Below are 17,536 nucleotides of genomic sequence, written 5' to 3' on the forward strand. Positions count from 1 at the left end.
CTCTCCTCTTTAAACTTGCTAATTTGTACTTTAATTTTATATCTCCATCTTTTAATTATACGACACGCTTCCAACGGGCAATATTTCCATTTAAAAAATCACTCTGATAATAGCAGTATCGCTCACATCTACTTCAGATTGGAACTCCTCGAGATGCTGTTCCAGAATGGCTTCCAGGTCGTCAAACAATGCTTTGAACGATCCCAATAACGTCAGATGCAATTCGCTAAAATACTATTTTGCTTCTTTGGCCGCTTTTCCTGAAAAGGATCTCATACCCCTTATTATTTCAATATATCCGCCATTCGTTTTATGTACTTCTGATATACAAAAGACAGCATATCACTAATATGCTTCTTCAATATTGTTCCATCCTGATTCTTCCCTTAAATATTTTCCGTTTCTATATTCTCCTTATTGAAGAAATACGTCGGTTCCTCTACTTAACCTGTAGGATAAATGCATGCAGAGTAATCAAAATAACCTATTCTTCCTTCTTGCTCATATAAAGGAACTCTGCTGATAATCATTAGTTTTACATCTCCATTCTTCAGTTTTACAACACTTCCTAATGGTAGAATATCCATAAATTTAACTCCTTCTTCTGTAAAGTCTAATTCGTTCCGGCGACAAGTGGCATAATTGTAAACTAAACAAATAGAATATAAATAAAGCAAACAATAACCATATCAACCATTGATAAATCAAGAATAATGCCATAAAAGCGCTAAATACCAAAAACGCAATGATTGATACTATAACATCGCCTTTTAGAGTACTCTTTCCTTTTTCAATATATTCTTCTAACATATCTTGTGTATAATATACTTCTCTTCCTCCCTTATGTGTTTCTTTATATTTGTATACACCCATACCAGCGCTTATTATTAATAGCACTATTACAATCAGTATATTTAAGGGACTTCCCATCGATAAATGCAAGGATTCAATACCCTTGAGAAGTGCTAATACTAAAGCCCACGCAATCCAAAATTTATAATCACTTTTCTTCTCATGAGTTACCTTATATACATGTTGAGACTGGGTATCTAATAATAATGTAAATCCCTCTGCTTTTTGATCCACTTCTCGGTAGATGGGGAATAGTTTTTTTCTCACCTTTTCACTCCTGTTAATCTGACATTTTACTAACTAAAACGGAACCTAATTTACCGAAGAAACCTGAAACTGCATCACCGACCTTTTCTATACCATCTTTCAGGCCACTTTCATAAGCCCAATCAAATGTCATCGATTCCAAGGCAACAGCTGCAAAACTAGCACCGCTCACAAATAGCAGGTGAAATGGAGAAGAGAGCAGTTGCAACCGCTAATGCGACTACTCCAGTCCCAATTGCAGAACCAAGAAGATGTCCTTCAGTTTTAATGGCTGCCTCTCCTACATCCTCTCCACTAAGAACTTGCGAACAAAACTCAAGCACCGCACCAATAAACTTTGGAGAATACTCTGCCCCAGTCCCAAGTACACTTGCTAATTTTGATGGGGCCTCCCGTAATGCTACGTCTGCGCCATTAATAAATGATAATGTCAGTCAGTCCTCTATCTACAAAATAGGTTGTATTTTGCTTCCACCAATTTACAAGACTTGTAGTAGCTATTACCGAAATTTCATTGCTAAACTTACTTTTCACTAGATTTGGAACATAGTTTTTTTCCACCATGAATAAGTCCTGAAAAAAGAGATTCATAGCTTGCCCATCTAGAACGCCTTTTTCGTGGTCCGTTCTTGTCTTTACTGTGAAGGAAGCTAAGTCTTCTTTCAACTCCTGTATTTTCTCGATCGTCTGTTTTTTATAATCGGCTACATCCGAAAAAGATGCATTTCTTTATTTTAATAATAGCTGCCACCCACTCTTCATTGTAATAAAGAAGAATCATGGCTACCACTTCATCCTTTTTGCTGCAAGAAACAAGTATAAATAAGGCAAAGACAACGAATAATTTTCTTCATAGACTTCTCCTTGTGTTAAAGTCAATTGTCTGCCTACCCTTCGCTTTAAATTACAGAAAGCTTACTATTCTGTCATTATTGAAAGAGTTAATGATATATATGCCAACATCATGCTTAGGCAATATGCTCCCTACTATATCATTAATAAATGAAACCCACTCTTAACCTCAAAAAATTTATGTACCTTGGTATTTCAATCTATTTTCTCCCAACAACTTTAACCTGGTTTTAAGACAACGTAGAAAGATAAGACAGATTTTACATTTTTACAAATCTATCTTTTTAAAGTATCTGTATTATCTTCTGCACGCTTAAGTTTATAAAAATCGCCTATTTTTTCCTCAACTTTATCTTGCTCCAGATTATATTTTTCCATCAAGTCGTTCCTATAATCGATAATTTCATCGTATTTTTCATTTAATTCTTCTCTCAATTTTTCTATCTCATCCTCCGACTTATCTCCTTCATAATAATCAATAATAGCTTCTAACCCATCTCGCTCATGATGTTCAATGTTAATCTGCATTTCATTTAATTTATCAATCTGCTTATTTTTTGGTTCTAGAGACTCAAGTCGCTTTAGAGACTCCTCTACAACCGGTAAAGGTTCATTCTTAATTAGGGAAATAATCTCATCTTTTTTATTTTTTTCCAATTCATACATACTATTGAAGAAATGACGCATTTCTTCTTCCTCCATTGCATTAATAGGAACCCACTCTTCATTATAATATTGGACAATCTCATCTGCCACTTCATCCTTATTGCTACAAGATACAAGTAAAGACAAAGCAAAAACAACGAGCATTGAACTGATGACTCTCTTCATATAGGTCTCTCCTCATTAAAATATTGATTGTCTACCATGATAACTATTTTATACTCAATCATTAATCAGTTGGCTTGTTTCCTCCATCAAAAATATAATTCTGCTTATTGCGATCATTTTCATTTTTTTCAGATCTTCTTCAGTGTAGTTTCAAAGATTGAAGCTTCGTTGTTAAATTATTGTTGCATAATCAGATCTAACGTCTCTAGTAATCGAGAGCGATCTTGTTTTCGTGTAGCTTTTGGGTTAATCGTGAATAGAGAAAAACCAGTTACTCGATTCATACATAATCTCGCTTTATTATGAAAGGACAATTGAGCAAAATAATCACCTTCGTCATATAAAACAATCTCGAAGATGCTTTGAAAGGAAACTTCAGATACCTTTATGTATTCAATATCCGTAAAATAAATGGTTACTTCACTTTTCGTAGATGAATCTAATTGGAGATATTCATCCGTTATCGTGATATAAGGATAACCCCGGATAATTTTCAATATATTAGCAATGGTAAAGAAACTAGACAAAACAATAATAAACAATGCCAAAGCGATAATTAGTATAGCTTCTTCTATATATGCAATATACATTATTAAGGTGCCAAAAACGACAAGTAATAATGAAAAAATGATTCCGAGAAAAAGCTTCCCTTTTGAATGATAAAACTCTATTTTATTTTCTATCAAATTAAAAACCCCTTACAATTAGAAATACTTTTTTGTCATTAATATACCTCTTATTCAATATAACGGCTCAATTCTGGAACAATTCATCACATGTAATTGTATGAAACATTTTTATAAATTATCAGACTTACTTCCATATTACTTTCCAAGTATTGTAACTAAATTTCAAGCAACAAACTAGTCCCTATTAGGTTTCCTTTTCAGTTAATTGTTTCAGAAAAATAAGTTCATCCAATGTGTGCTTCGTTGTCCTTTTAGACATAACAAATACTCCCTTCATAGTAGGAGAGAATTTTTATTATTTCTCTGTCTACTATGAAGGGAGTATATCATATTCAACCTGAGTGTTTCTCCAGTTTTTCCTCCAATTGTTTATGGGCTTGACTTCGCTTTATTGGTCTTATTAACCAGGTAACTAAAATACTAATCGCCCAGAACCCGATGTTAACAAGGAACATTAATACACTTTGTGGCATAAAATATAGAAAGACCGCGCTTAAGAAAACACAAAGGAATAAAAATAGTATGATAAAAACTAGCACATTGAATTGTTTTTTTCCTTCGAAGAGATATTCACGCAACTCCTGATTCGTTGGATGTACCACTTCTTTTCTGTGTTCTAATCCTTTTTCGATTCCCCTGTTTGTTAATTTTATACTTATATAACCTAGCATTATTCCCAAAATACTAACAATAAGTAATATTTTCAATGGATTTATGGCCATACCAAATGACACATTTTTCATTAATGCATAGAAAACAATCGAAACAAAGCTTATTAAAAGTATCTTTGATTGGTTTTGTCGTTCTGCAACTGAAAAAAACTCATGTTTTTTAAAATCAAAGTATAAAAAGTAATTTGATTCTTTGTTTTGATAAATCGCTACATAGGATCTTGACACTCTCGCACATCCCTTCAAGTAATATAGAATTATATATCAATTTTCTGCTTCTTGCTGTACTAACTCTAATTGCGGATATTGAATGTTCTTTATCTCCTCTCGATATTTCTTTTGAAAATCCTCTTCCGATTCATCGATATATCCTTCAAAAAATATTTCCTCAATATCAGGGTTATTAAAAAAGTAAGTTTTTTGGTCAATCTGACCATTTGGAAAAAGACAAGATCCATAATGGAAATATCCGATTGTTCCATTGTTATTAAACAATGGTAATCTAACCGTGATCATGACTTTCTGTTCTCCATTTTTCAATTTAACTACTGAACCTAATGGTAATAATTCCATACTAACAACTCCAATCCTTATAGTTAACCTAATAAAATTTTAGTCAATCCACAAAAACACTTTTTTTAATAAGTTTTTATTTCAATAAATCATTTCACAAAATAAATTTTTCGTACACTCTTCTATTAACTAAAAACCGTTCCCAATCCATTTATAAACCCACTTACAGCATTTCCTACAGATTTAACTCTTTGTTCCGCTGCATCCATAATATTTTCTCCAACGTCTGAGATAGTGTCGTAAATTTGTTCGCGATTATCATAAATGGTGTCGAACAATGTATTACCTCCGGCTGTTAATAGAGCACCTCCAACAAAGCCAATTACTCCGCCGACAACTGTACCTACACCAGGGACTAGAGAACCCATAGTTGCACCTACAGCCGCGCCACCAAATCCTATACCTACATGTACACCCGATTTAATTGCAGCATCACCGGTATCTTCTCCTCGTGCTTTCATTAAAGAAAAGTCAATTATACCCCCAATGATAGGGACCCCAAACTTCCCAACCTTTGAAACAGCGTTTGCTCCTTTTATAATCTGCGAAGACTTGTCAGCAGCATTTTTTGAATACATCACAAAGCTATTTTCTGTATTTGGCCCCCACGTCGCTGCATGGTATCTAATTAACTCAGTTAGATTTTTTACTTGTTTTCCTCCAGCTTCCAGGCCGTTGGCTATCCCATCGCTTATAGTAGTATTTTTAAAATTATTTAATAGATCACCTATAATTTGATTAAATAATTTGTTTTGTTCTTCTTCCGTCAAGGCTTCGGCTGTCTTTAGCTCATTATAGACTAATTTTTTAAGGAAATTAGGAATATTTCCTTTATCGTATTTTGTAAGCATCGAAGGCATACTTTCTACTACATCTTTCGCAACTACTTCATGCTCCTCTAAATAAGCTTCCAGCATGCCACGGTCTTCCAAATATTCTATGAAACTCTCTGTCGTATACTCTTTTATCTTTTCTTCGCTCATATTTCCACTAGTATTTTTAACCGCTTCGACTATAGCAATATATTGATCATACGATATATCCCCATCTTCAAATTCCTGATAAGCTTTATTTATAACATCTTTTGACGAGGGTTTATCCTGGTCCCGAAGTACGCTATCTCTGGTATCCTTGGCCTTTTCCATCTGTTCCTCTTTTTTGGCTTGACTATATTCCTGCAACTTCACTAATTCACTGCTTTGAGACGCTCCTTTAAAATCCGCAAACCGTGCTTCTCCTTCACTTGATTTCGCATTATTCATTACTGTCTCAATCTGGTTCATGATTGCTTTTACGTCTGTTTCATCGCCTTTACTGGTGAAGGAATCTAAATCTTCTTCCAACTCCTTTATTTTCTTGATAGTCTGTTTTTTATAATCGGCTACATCCGAAAAAGATGGAGAAGTGGCGGAAGAAATATCAGATACCTCCTGAATTGTATCATAGATGTCTTCATCTAGTTTCTCTAGATCCTCGAATACCTCATTAATATCTTCTTTTATTTCCTCCAGATAAGTACTCCTAATAACGGCAGAATCGCTGCTATCTACTTCGGACGCGAATGCCTCGATATGTTGCTGCAAATTTGCTTCCAGATCATCAAACAATCCTTTGAACGATTCTAATATCGTGACATGCAATTCGCTAAAATATTGCTTTGCTTCCTTTGCCGCTTTTCCAGAAAAGGAGCTCATGCCATTAATCGCTTCAATATTTTCTTTTACCTTGTCTAATTGAGATCGAAAACCGGTGGATGCTTCCTGCAGGTCACTTTGAAAATCGGTTACTTCCGATATATCCACTTTATTCGCCATTTGTTACCCTCCTTTATGTCATCATTTGTGGTCCGCTTACTCTAGCAAGTTGTTCATCATTTTCCACCATTTCTTTTCCGACATTATCTAATGCATTAATGTCGGTGTCCAACATCTGTTTATATCTTTCTAGCAATTTGATAGCTTCAATGGCTGTTTCCAAATCCTTAGTAAATGGTTCAATGTTTGTTTTTTCTAATTCCCGGCTTATTTTCATACTGCTGCTAATACTGGAAACAGCTGACCGCAAACTGTTAATATTCGAGGTAAATTCAGTTAGGTTGATACTTACTTCTTCAGCCATCCTCATCAATCCTCCTTCGCTAATTTGATATCAGATTCTATGTTGTCCATGAGGATTAGAAGATTCTTATACCCCTCTACCGCTAGAGCCTTTTCTTGTCTTGCCGTCTCAAGGTCTTCATCAATTTGTTGTTTTGCATTACTAGTATCCGTGTCATAGATTCCTACATAGCCCCCATAGGAATTATACCTTGCTTCAAACTGTTTCTCTATCTCTCCCTCCCATTTTGCTTTTGTCACTTCAAAACCATCAATGGTTTCCTTGACGCTTCTTAAACTCTGAATCTTAGTATCCAGTGCGTTTGACGCATCTAGTAAACGTTGAACCTTGTCTGCTGCATCTGCTATCATGTCCCTTGAATTTTCCATTCCTAGCTCGACTTGTTCCTTCTGCTTTTTCAAACTACTAAGTGATTTTTCTGCTCCCATCTACACTCCACCTCATTTCGGAATTTTTATTTTCATATGCTCATAATCCATTGCGTAATAACATTCATATTCGTTTGGATATTTTTCTTTTCGGATAAACGGCTGGTTTAAGATGTCCTGATCACCAATTTTCATTGCGAATAAACCTATGGTTGACTGTCTGCGGATATATTTGGCTGCCGAGTCAATACTGCTGCCGATAAAGCCGTTATCACCGCACACAATAAAATGAATACCGACAGATGGTCCTTCTTCCCATAATAACAATGGCTCATCATCATCCAAATTGCTTCGGGTTGAAAAGTCTTTCAAATCCTTGATCATAATTAGCCATTTTGTTTGATCTGCTTCTCCTTGCATACGGTTGCGGATTTCTGTTGTAATCTTTTCTTTTACTGTACGCATATCCTCTGCATTTGAAAAATAGGCATCTAATTGATTCCCTGTGTCTGCAAGCGGCTGGTCATTCGTATCGATTAACATCGTATAGTAAGCATCATTTAACATTGTCATGTTCTTAGCTAATGCGTGTGTCAATTTATCAAGCCCGTCTTTCCGGTCACTGACGACAGTTAGAAAACTAAATTTTGCCGGATCAAACGCGAGCGGCGTCACTTCCTCAAATTCAAGCCCAAGCGGAAGCTGCTGATTCTCAACAAGTTCCCTGGTTTTCTTCGTCTTTTTAAACTGTTCAAAATCAATTGCTCCTTCAGGCATCATTGGAATAGACTCTGGACGTTCCCCTTTCCAATGTTCATCCATTTGTTTCGCAGTATCCTGAATAGCATCAATAATATCAAGCGCTTCTGTTCCTTCTGCTGGGAGCATGACCTGGAACAGAGTTGGCTCTTCCAGTTTAATCAACCCTCGACCTGGAATCTCCTCTGTTTCCAAATCTGTTCTTCCAATAATCGATCGCATCTCTGATATTTCAATTAAGTATAGAGCGACTTGCAATTTTATGTTGGTAACAAGCGGCATTTTCATTGCTCCTTGTCTTCCAGCGCTGATAGCGAGATGCAACCCGATACTTGCCCCTTCACGCGCGATTTGTGTAATTAACTTATCGAATTCCTCTCCAAAGTCCGCTTCACGAACGGGGTCATAGTTATCAATAGCGATAAAAATGTTCGGCACCGTTTCTCCACTCGCCTTTTCATACATTTCCATATTGGCAACGCCATGTAAGCTTAACTTCTTTTTACGTTCCTTAATTGTATTAGATATAAGACGTACCCACTTACCTATTTTCTCCACTTCATCCATTAACATAGTATCTGCTACATGCGGAATGTCTTTCAATGGCAACAGTCCATTTGTGCCAAAATCTAATAAATAAACATGCAAGTGTTCCGGATGATGCTGCTTCACCAAATCCATGATGACTGTCTGTAAGAACGTTGATTTCCCGTAACCGGGGCTGGAGAAGACCGCAATATGCCCATCTTTAGTTAAGTTAAGTGTAAGCGGCTCCTGTGCCTGTAATTCCGGTTGATCCAGCAAACCGATGGTGGTACATAATGGTTTCTTCGGCTCTGACCAGGCTTCTTCAAAATTTACCGGATGCAAATCTTCGGCAAAGATACGCTCAGGAAGTGGCGGTAACCATGGTCTCGGCAAAGGCTCAATCTGTTGCTCCTCCGCATAATCATGAATATAATCAATCACCGCATCAAGTTCTGTTGGTACTTTTTCAATTTCTTCTTTTTTGTCTAATCCGCTCAAGTCTTCTGTTAAAATATCATACTGACCCAAATCATTAATGGCGTAAATCGTGGTGTCTACCAGCTCATGATCATTTTTATCGAGCACATAGTCTGCTCCGCTCCACGCACTTTGGAACAGTTCGTAGATTTCATTATTACCGACCTGTAAATAAGAGCGTCCAGGTAATGTGATTTCCGCTGCATCCGGTGTTTTTAAAATTTCGTTGGAGTCGCTTGCGTTTTGGACCTTCAGTGCCAGTTTAAATTTCGAGTTCGACCAAATTTGGTCATCTACCACACCGCTTGGTTTTTGTGTCGCCAGGATTAGGTGAATACCAAGTGAACGACCGATTCGGGCAGTAGAAACAAGCTCTTTCATAAAATCAGGTTGTTCTGCTTTCAACTCAGCGAATTCATCGGAAATCAGGAAGAGATGTGGCATTGCTTCACTTGCCTCACCTTTGTTATAGAGTTTTTGATATTGGTTAATGTGGTTCACGTCATGCTCTCCAAATAGGCGCTGGCGTTTTTTTAATTCTGCTTTGATCGAAGCAAGGGCTCTCATAGATTGTGTACGGTCTAAATTCGTAATGGTTCCTAGTAAATGCGGCATATTTTTAAATAAATTTGCCATTCCGCCACCTTTATAGTCAATAAGTAAAAAGGCAACTTCATACGGGTGGAAATTCACCGCGAGTGAGATAATGTATGACTGTATGATTTCCGATTTACCGGAGCCAGTCGTACCTGCGATTAAACCGTGAGGCCCATGTGCTTTTTCATGCAAATTCAAGTTTACAATGTCGTCTTTTCCTCGCAAGCCTAATGGAACAGCTAAGCTCTTATAGGTCTCATTCACCTGCCAACGCCTAGCGATAGCGAGTTCCTCCACTTTTTCTACCCCATACATTTCAAGAAATGTCACGCTTTCCGGGATGGAGTTTTTCAAGCTTTGTAAGTGATTTAATGGTGCTAGTGCACGGGAGACATCTTCTTTATTAAACCCGCTTGGAAAGTGGTCCAATGCAAAATGCTTATTTACCAGTTCCCCTTCTTCCAGTAAAATATTCCCGCTTTTTACATCCCGAAGATCAATGACGGTTGTCACATGTTCCGGCAATGATTGCATCACATCCTGGACGAATACTAGAGAAACACCAAGCTCGCTGGGATCCTCATTGAAAAATTCCATTATCGTATGATCTAAAATAATTTTTTCGTCAGTAATCAAAACGACATAATGGGGTGTGAAATATGTTTTTTCATTTTTATTTGTTTTTTCATCCAAAACGAGTTTGCGCTCTTTTAAAATTTGATACAGCGAATGGAGCACTTGATCACGGGATCGTTCATGGTAAACAAAACCACGGACATTTACACCCTGCATGCTTGCGTGTGGTAACCAGCGCATCCAGTTCCATTCATTCTTTTCCTCTTCTGGAAAAACCGTAATGAATTGTAAATCATGATAGCTGTGGAATAACGCTGTCTGCATGACGAATAATTGCAACTGCTCCAGGACGAGGTGACGCGGACCAATGTAGCCAACTGGCCCATTCATAAGAGATGTCACAACAGGTACTTGTTCGATTTCTCTATATTGGGAATAGAGTTCACGTGCTGCATCAATAAGTTCATCCTTCTCTTTATCGAACTCTTCGTCCTTAAAGTCGATTTCAAAACTCAAATCAACCTTTCCCAGACCGACACGATAATTTAGAAAATCATGGTGAAATAATGTCTTTTCGTATATCCTGGCATCTACATTCTTCGCCATTTGGCGGATTTGTGCTACATTCGGATAATGGTAATTTAGAGCATGTCGCTGTTCTTCACTTACATGATACAGTTCTTTTGTCTTACGTTGTAAATATTCCCTATATGTCTTATCACGCTCTTTCATATTCGCTTTATACTTTTTCACACTTTTTATATATGATGTGATTGCAAATATAATGGTCGTAACTGTCATTGCGAGCATGACGATAATAAAGATTCCTCTTGGATGAATGATGGATACAATTACAAGTGCAGCAATCATCACAAGCGGTGGCACAATGGTACGTGCCAGCTGTTCACTCGGCTTGGACGGTTTATTAGCCGGTTTCGCAATAATGCGTTTATCTGTTGGTTCTCTGTAAATGATTCTTGGCGAACGGTGATAATCGGGATACTCTGCATTATAACGATGATCTGCTTCTACCAAGGAGACCAGCTTCGATGAAATTCCGTCCCCGGGAGCTATAATATGCATATCTTCCTCTCCCATGATAACCGTAACCCCATCAAAGAAAAGTTGATCACCAGGTTCAATAACTACATCTCCGCTTATACGTACGTAATTATGGAAAACTTCTCCTTGATGAACTTCTAATTTAAATAATCGTTCTATACGCTCGCGTAACAGCACAAAATCAACGGATGTACCGGACACGCATACATCATCATATTGGTTAGAACTGAAGGTTATACTACGCTTTGCTGCTATGTCATATGCATCTCCGCCTTTTACATCCGATAGGTAAAAATGCATCGGACGTCCTTCTATATGCACCATTTTTTGTTCATTTGCGTACAGCACGTCATCTGCAATGATACATGCCTCACCATTCCAAGCTATCGAAAGACATTGTTTCAACGGCAAAAATGTTATCGTATCTGCCCAATCCTTTCCAATTGTTATTTCCTTTTCTTCGCCCAATGGCAAACGGCATGTATGTAATTCATTCTCGTAGCTCACCGTCAGTTTATTTTCTGCCATCTTTCTATCCTCCAAACAAGTACTGCTCTTCTTATCTCTTATTCTTTATCATCTGTTGATTCATCTGCCTCAGCATCTTCTGTTACATTATCTGTTTCTTTTTCATCAGGTAATAAATCATGCTCTTCTCTGTAATCCTCTAACTCTTTTTCCAGCTCAGTAATCTTTTCTTCCCGCTCAGTACCAGTTAATTCGGGGTCATTACTTGCCTGTTCTATCTGTTTGATTAAACCATACATAATCAGACTCGGGTCATTTATATACTTCGCAATATCAACAGATTCTTCAAAATTGCCCCGGCCATTATAAATCCAATACAATAAATAATTCTCATCGCTATTCAAACTAACATTTCGCATAATAACCTTTTTATCCTCGTCAGATAACGTTTCAACATGAATATAGGAAACGGCCAAAATATATTTATTTACAAAAGGGAGTTTTTCCGGATCTTCTCCTTGTAGTGTCGAAATAACATCTCCGTAATCAGATGCCAGATATTCATGATGGGAAGTATGCAATTTATCTTGATACGGTAGTTTTATAAATACGAAATATGCGAGCGGAATAATCAATAGAACAGACAGTATGACCATACCAATGGAAAGCCCCTTAAATAGTCGGAATCGCTTTGCCGGTACAAGTTGCATCGTTGCTTCTGTTTTCTTTTGTTCTTTCTTGTAGCTGTCTTCAAGAAGGCTTATTAAATGGGAAAGGTCATCCATCTCTCGCACTTGGCGTTGAAATTCAGTTTCATCCGCATTTTGCAGGGACCCCTGATATAGCTGATCAAAGGTATACGTTTTGGAAAATAGGGCTATTACCAAACATTTATATTGCTTTAAAAATTTCTCTTCTCCCATTTCATATGGTGGAAGAAGGTCACGCATCCCGCGGTAAATAATAGCAGGCATTAAGTTATCGTCAAATACAAGATTATCTGGATGAAGGAAAAAGGTTGTTCTTGTAGGCAGATATTCTTTCAAACGGGCAATATTGCACAACAAACGCAATTTATCATTACGTCCAAGTCTTTTCAGGTCCTCCCATTTTTTCATATCCTGATCAACAGCAAATATGAAGGTAAACATATCCTCTGCCTCTTCAACTGTCATCGGGACAAAGAAATCCTTATCCTCAGTAATCAGCCCCAATTGGCGTATGTCTTTTACACGTGTTTGTGATTTCGGTAACTGTAATTGCCAATTGTTCTCTTCTATAGTGAACTGGAGGGAAAGTTCTTCCATTTGTATTAATTTTTCCTTCATATCCATTGACTCCTTCGTAATTTCTCACAATTTAGAAACATGTCGATCTGTTATGTAAACGTGTCTATAAAACCTTTAATATATCACCATTCGAAACCGGATAATCTATCAGACTGTCATCATCTGTCAACAATATGTCTTTTGTTGTTATTTTCAATGCAGAAAGGGTTCTGTCTCTTCGCTCAATTTTTAATGTTTCCGTGAGATTCAGTAATAATTGCTTCACTGATATTTGGAGGGGAATACGTAAATCATACGTATTCTCCCCCCATTTTGTAAAATCTACTGTTACATTAACATGCGTATTATGCGTCATTTCCCATCTCTCCTAACCTGTAAATCTCTGAAACATCGTATAAATACCGACACATAAAACACTAACGAGTCCGGCAAAACCGATATAGAGGGCAGTTCCTAAACCATCATCACTCTCTTCTTCCTGGTCGTCACTAGCAGCCGTCTGTGGAGCGGTATAGTCTTCGTTAAATAACGCATTCTTTGTATCCTGCACTAAATTATCAGCAGCACCTGTATCCATCATAAACAGTGATTCTTCCAATTCCTTCATCATGTTTTCTGCTTCTGTTTGCTTCGATTCAATAGCTGATTCTGTTTCTTCGCTAAACAGATGAGGAAATCTTTTTTCCTTTTCTGTTTCGGTATTTTGATAGTTTTGTGTTCCATCTTCACCGATACGATCTATTTTCAGTTCCATTTTGCCACTATCTTCAGCGTCATCTTTAGCAACTACCAGAAGCGGCGTGAACATCAGCAAGCCAATTAGACAGAATACCAAAAGACTAGTTCGCTTCAGCAGCATCCTCATCTTCCGTCTCCTCCCTTACATTTTGGTGTAGGACGAATAAGTTTGCCGCAACACCAATCAGGGTTATACCAATAAGGACAATAATGGATATTACGCCATTAGCAGTTCCATTCACAACATTGGCAAACATCGTTTCAACATGCTGTAATGGGGAGAACATCCTTACTGTTTCAATTTGATTCATACTGATAGCAAGCATATCTGTTAAGAACAAATATAAGCTCAATACAGCCAGAAGAATAAACATACCAATCATTTTCAATTGCCTTAACAAATACGTTGCTACAAGTAACATGGCTAACATAATAAGTGTAATCATACCAATCCATAGGAAAAGTCTGCCTCCACTAACTTGCAAAAGATAGCCTGAAGTCAAGCCAATTACTAGTCCTTCAACAACACCGATGCCAGCAGTGAGTCCCATTAATGGAAGATTTTTACCAACTATCGATTTATCTTGCGCAAATTGATCTCCTTCTGCGCGCTTTTGATTGTTGGTTGAGATAACGTAAGCTGTGAACAAAGCAACAATAAAGCAAATTAATACTAAATAATACGGTAGAAAGGCTTTGTTATCATTATCCTCGCCTGATGATCCTCTTGACCCGATCACGCCATCATTTTTCGTTTCGACAGGGTTGGAAAGAAATTCATATAAATCTTCATTCTGCCTATCTCCGACCCGGCTGTTTGCAAGAACACCAGCAAAGTTATCAGCAAAATTTTGATCCTCCAACAGTGTCTCCGTCATATCAACAGATAGAGTTTCAGCCTGTTCTACGAGAGTGACACCACTTTCTTGAATATCTCTTGCTTGTTCATCAATTGCATCAAATGTCTGGTACACACTATCAGCTGCATTCAAGTTAGTGGCTGCCTGACTAGCAAGTGATTCTGTCTCTGAGAAAATGGATTGTAAATCATTGCCCATTGTCATGAATACTGACTGCTCTTCACCTCTGTTTGATTGAACATGTTCTTGTTCATCAATCAGGCCTATGCTCTCCTCACGCCAAGCTGCTAACTTGTCTAAGGTTTCCTCTAGATCATTATTCATAACTTCTGCTTCTTCTGTCGTACGATTAATGTCTTCAGCTAACTGGTCTGCGTTTTCATCCACTTCATTTACAAGCTGATTATACGTTTGAATCTGATCTTGCAGTCTTTCTATCGGTTCCCGGACTTCTGCTGTAATTCTATCTGTCACAAGATTAACCATATAATTTTCTAATACATCAGCGACATTTGGTTCATTAAATAAGGTATATAGAGAGTCGTCCGTAGCAAGTTCCTTTAATGATTGGTTTCCCACCGGACCGCTGCTTCCTATATCAATTCCAAAATAATTTTCATACAATGCAATCATTCTTTGATAATCGCCCACTGTGTCAGATGCTGCATTAATTAAACTTTCCGTGGAATCACTTGTTAGTGATGACTCGATTTGATGCTGGATTTTATGATTCGTTATATGAATCGTTTCAGGTTCTTCTACCTCATCATTTTCTTCTTCTTCGTTATTTTCGTTTCCTTCATCATCACTATCTTCGTCTTCGTTTCCTTCATCACCCTCAGTATCTTCTTCCGATTCATCTGGCTCCTCGCCTTCTGTTCCATCTGAATCGGGATCTTCGCCCTCTTTTTCTCCGTTCCCTTCTTCAGGTTCCTCTTTTTCAACATCATTATCTGAATCGGGAATATTAGAGTCGTTTGTATCTTCTTCTTTTTCATTTATGCTGCCATCAGGAGTTTCTGGCTGGTGCTCGTGCTCGTCATTTTCTGAAGCGTCACTATCAGACTCCTTTTGCTCTCCATCTTCCTCTGTCTTTTTGGTACTCAATCTAGTCACAACTGGCTGAGCCGGTTCCAAAACGGAAGCTGTCATTGCGGATTCCGATTCATCTATATCTTTAATATCTGCTAAATCTACTTCCCAACTCCATCCAACAGGCTGAAAAACATCGATTTCAGATCCGGCGTCTCTCAATTTCAGGTTAAATTGAACGGTTAATTCCCCTGCATCCAAAGGTGGAAGTATGATATTCCCACCATTATATTCATAATCGACTTCTTTATTATTTAAAGTGAGCGTTAAACCACTCTCTTTAAACGCCTCAGGGATTTTTAATTTAAATATTGAACCTGGTTCTTCAATTTCTTCAGGAATGTTAACCGTATCCTTCACTACCACCCCATTGTTAGCTAAATCTGTTTTAATCTCTTGTACTAGCTGAGGTAAAGTTTTCTTATCATTAGCGTATTTTGGTTCATATCCAAACTCTTTATTATACTTATCCGTTACTTTCTTAACATTTTCCAATTCGGTAACGGTCTGCTCCGATAAACCAAGACTCCTAATTTCATTCATATTGAGATATGGTAACTTATTTATCTGATTTTGTATGCTTTGTTGCGCTTGATTGTCTGCTGCATCAAACAGTATGCTCAAATTACCCTCTTCGCCATCTAAAGCTGCTTCAAAAATGCCTGATAGCCTATTTTTCACTCTGGAATTCATATCCAAATCCAATTTTTCTTGCAAATACATATCCAAATTTGTAATTTGTTCACTTGTGTTTTCTAACTGGCTTTGTATCATTACTGCATCTGTACCAGCAGTTTGTCTATCCTCTTTTTCCTGTTGAAGCTGATTATTAATTGCTTCGTTTGCTGCCTCTAATTCTACTAATTGCTGTGATATATCTTCATTACTTAATTGGCTGCTAAAGTCGTTTAGCTGACCTAAAAAGTCCCTTGATAAATGGTTATTTGTATCTTTTAATGCAATATAATCTTCCATAGCTGATAAATAACTTCGATTTGTTTCAGCATGGCTATTTAAACTATCATCAAACGTGTCTAATATTTCTTCTAAGCTACTAAAACTCTCTATTGATGCTTCTGTATTATCCTGTACTGCACTAAAACGGTCCGTATAAGAACTGAGTGGGTCATTGATAGAATTATTATAAGTAGAGGTATGTGCTGCTTGTCTTTCCACAATGGAACCAATGTTGTCTTGTGCATTTTGTAAGTTACTTATGATGCTTGCAAAATAAACATCGATAATTCGCCGGTTTACGTCATTCAATATTTCACTAGCTGTCTTTTCTGCTTCAGATTGTATCCTTTGATTGCCTGATGCATTAATTTTATAATTTAATGACACTTGTTCCGGTGATTCCGAATCCATAGATAACGCTTTTACTGAAAAATCATTGGGAATAATAATCATCATATCGTATGTATTGTTTTCAAGTCCGCTTTCAGCAACACCGCGACTAACAACGTACCAGTCATGCGACTCATCCTTGTCCATACTTTTAATAAACGTTTCTCCAAAGGATAACTCATTACCATTAAAAGTTGCACCATCGTCCTCGTTTACAAGTGCTATGTTCATTGCCATTACTTGCTCTTCTTTTCCTTTTTCCGTTTTCTTCGTGGAAACTTGGTTAAAACCAAGATAGGACAACCCTGAAGCAAGAAAAAGCATCAAAATTAAGAACAAAAGAATTCGCTTATTTAGCTTTTTCACTTATTTTCAACTCCTGCACATTCTTTAAAAAATCAATTATATAAAATAAAGCTTCATTCTGTGGAGATTATTTTTCACTCCACTCCCTCAAGTGATTCTAGGAGTTAGCCTCCGTTAACTACTATCAAAATAGATTTATTATTCACTGCTTTGCGG

17 protein-coding genes are annotated in these 17,536 nt (G+C 37.2%); all 17 read right to left on the bottom strand.

The window, feature by feature from the left end:
• Positions 1-90 precede the first annotated feature (90 nt).
• The 17 genes from KI343_RS20610 to esaA all read right to left on the bottom strand — a co-directional run bounded on the left by KI343_RS20610 (position 91) and on the right by esaA (position 17,380).
• On the bottom strand, positions 91-222 hold the full coding sequence (locus KI343_RS20610) for a hypothetical protein (protein ID WP_374705431.1): 132 nt from the start codon (positions 220-222) through the stop codon (positions 91-93).
• A 221-nt stretch (positions 223-443) separates the two neighbouring features.
• The gene (locus KI343_RS11065; RefSeq protein WP_212926484.1) at positions 444-587 is read right to left on the bottom strand and encodes a DUF4176 domain-containing protein; all 144 of its coding nucleotides are present in this window, start codon (positions 585-587) and stop codon (positions 444-446) included.
• A 4-nt stretch (positions 588-591) separates the two neighbouring features.
• Complete coding sequence (locus KI343_RS11070; RefSeq protein WP_212926485.1) at positions 592-1,119, bottom strand: hypothetical protein; 528 nt, start codon at positions 1,117-1,119, stop codon at positions 592-594.
• 13 nt (positions 1,120-1,132) lie between these two features.
• Positions 1,133-1,327 (bottom strand): hypothetical protein, encoded by a 195-nt coding sequence (locus KI343_RS11075; RefSeq protein WP_212926486.1) that lies wholly within the window; start codon positions 1,325-1,327, stop codon positions 1,133-1,135.
• 206 nt (positions 1,328-1,533) lie between these two features.
• The gene (locus KI343_RS11080) at positions 1,534-1,785 is read right to left on the bottom strand and encodes a hypothetical protein (protein WP_212926487.1); all 252 of its coding nucleotides are present in this window, start codon (positions 1,783-1,785) and stop codon (positions 1,534-1,536) included.
• 462 nt (positions 1,786-2,247) lie between these two features.
• Positions 2,248-2,802 (bottom strand): hypothetical protein, encoded by a 555-nt coding sequence (locus KI343_RS11085; RefSeq protein ID WP_212926488.1) that lies wholly within the window; start codon positions 2,800-2,802, stop codon positions 2,248-2,250.
• Between the two features lie 176 nt (positions 2,803-2,978).
• On the bottom strand, positions 2,979-3,488 hold the full coding sequence (locus KI343_RS11090; protein WP_212926489.1) for an STM3941 family protein: 510 nt from the start codon (positions 3,486-3,488) through the stop codon (positions 2,979-2,981).
• Between the two features lie 335 nt (positions 3,489-3,823).
• Positions 3,824-4,390, bottom strand: coding sequence for a hypothetical protein (locus KI343_RS11095; RefSeq protein WP_212926490.1), 567 nt, complete (start codon positions 4,388-4,390; stop codon positions 3,824-3,826).
• Positions 4,391-4,426: 36 nt separating this feature from the next.
• Positions 4,427-4,735 (bottom strand): DUF4176 domain-containing protein, encoded by a 309-nt coding sequence (locus tag KI343_RS11100; RefSeq protein ID WP_212926491.1) that lies wholly within the window; start codon positions 4,733-4,735, stop codon positions 4,427-4,429.
• Positions 4,736-4,860: 125 nt separating this feature from the next.
• A complete protein-coding gene (locus KI343_RS11105; protein ID WP_212926492.1) occupies positions 4,861-6,549 on the bottom strand; it encodes a T7SS effector LXG polymorphic toxin in 1,689 nt (562 codons plus the stop codon).
• Between the two features lie 13 nt (positions 6,550-6,562).
• Positions 6,563-6,853 carry a TIGR04197 family type VII secretion effector gene (locus KI343_RS11110; RefSeq protein ID WP_212926493.1) on the bottom strand — a complete coding sequence of 97 codons (291 nt, stop codon included), beginning with the start codon at positions 6,851-6,853 and terminating at the stop codon, positions 6,563-6,565.
• Positions 6,854-6,858: 5 nt separating this feature from the next.
• The gene (locus KI343_RS11115) at positions 6,859-7,281 is read right to left on the bottom strand and encodes a YwqH-like family protein (protein ID WP_212926494.1); all 423 of its coding nucleotides are present in this window, start codon (positions 7,279-7,281) and stop codon (positions 6,859-6,861) included.
• Between the two features lie 12 nt (positions 7,282-7,293).
• Entirely contained in the window at positions 7,294-11,748 is a 4,455-nt protein-coding gene (gene essC / locus KI343_RS11120; RefSeq protein WP_212926495.1) for a type VII secretion protein EssC, read from the bottom strand.
• A 38-nt stretch (positions 11,749-11,786) separates the two neighbouring features.
• On the bottom strand, positions 11,787-13,016 hold the full coding sequence (gene essB, locus KI343_RS11125) for a type VII secretion protein EssB (protein ID WP_212926496.1): 1,230 nt from the start codon (positions 13,014-13,016) through the stop codon (positions 11,787-11,789).
• Between the two features lie 64 nt (positions 13,017-13,080).
• Positions 13,081-13,332, bottom strand: coding sequence for an EsaB/YukD family protein (locus KI343_RS11130; RefSeq protein ID WP_212926497.1), 252 nt, complete (start codon positions 13,330-13,332; stop codon positions 13,081-13,083).
• Between the two features lie 12 nt (positions 13,333-13,344).
• Positions 13,345-13,842 carry a type VII secretion protein EssA gene (gene essA / locus KI343_RS11135; protein ID WP_212926498.1) on the bottom strand — a complete coding sequence of 166 codons (498 nt, stop codon included), beginning with the start codon at positions 13,840-13,842 and terminating at the stop codon, positions 13,345-13,347.
• Positions 13,817-17,380: a type VII secretion protein EsaA gene (gene esaA / locus KI343_RS11140; RefSeq protein WP_212926499.1), complete on the bottom strand. Its 3,564-nt coding sequence runs from the start codon at positions 17,378-17,380 to the stop codon at positions 13,817-13,819. The genes essA and esaA overlap by 26 nt, the downstream gene beginning before the upstream one ends.
• Between the last annotated feature and the right edge of the window lie 156 nt (positions 17,381-17,536).

The organism is Oceanobacillus sp. J11TS1 (genome assembly GCF_018333215.1).
In the GTDB taxonomy this organism is placed as follows: domain Bacteria; phylum Bacillota; class Bacilli; order Bacillales; family Amphibacillaceae; genus Oceanobacillus.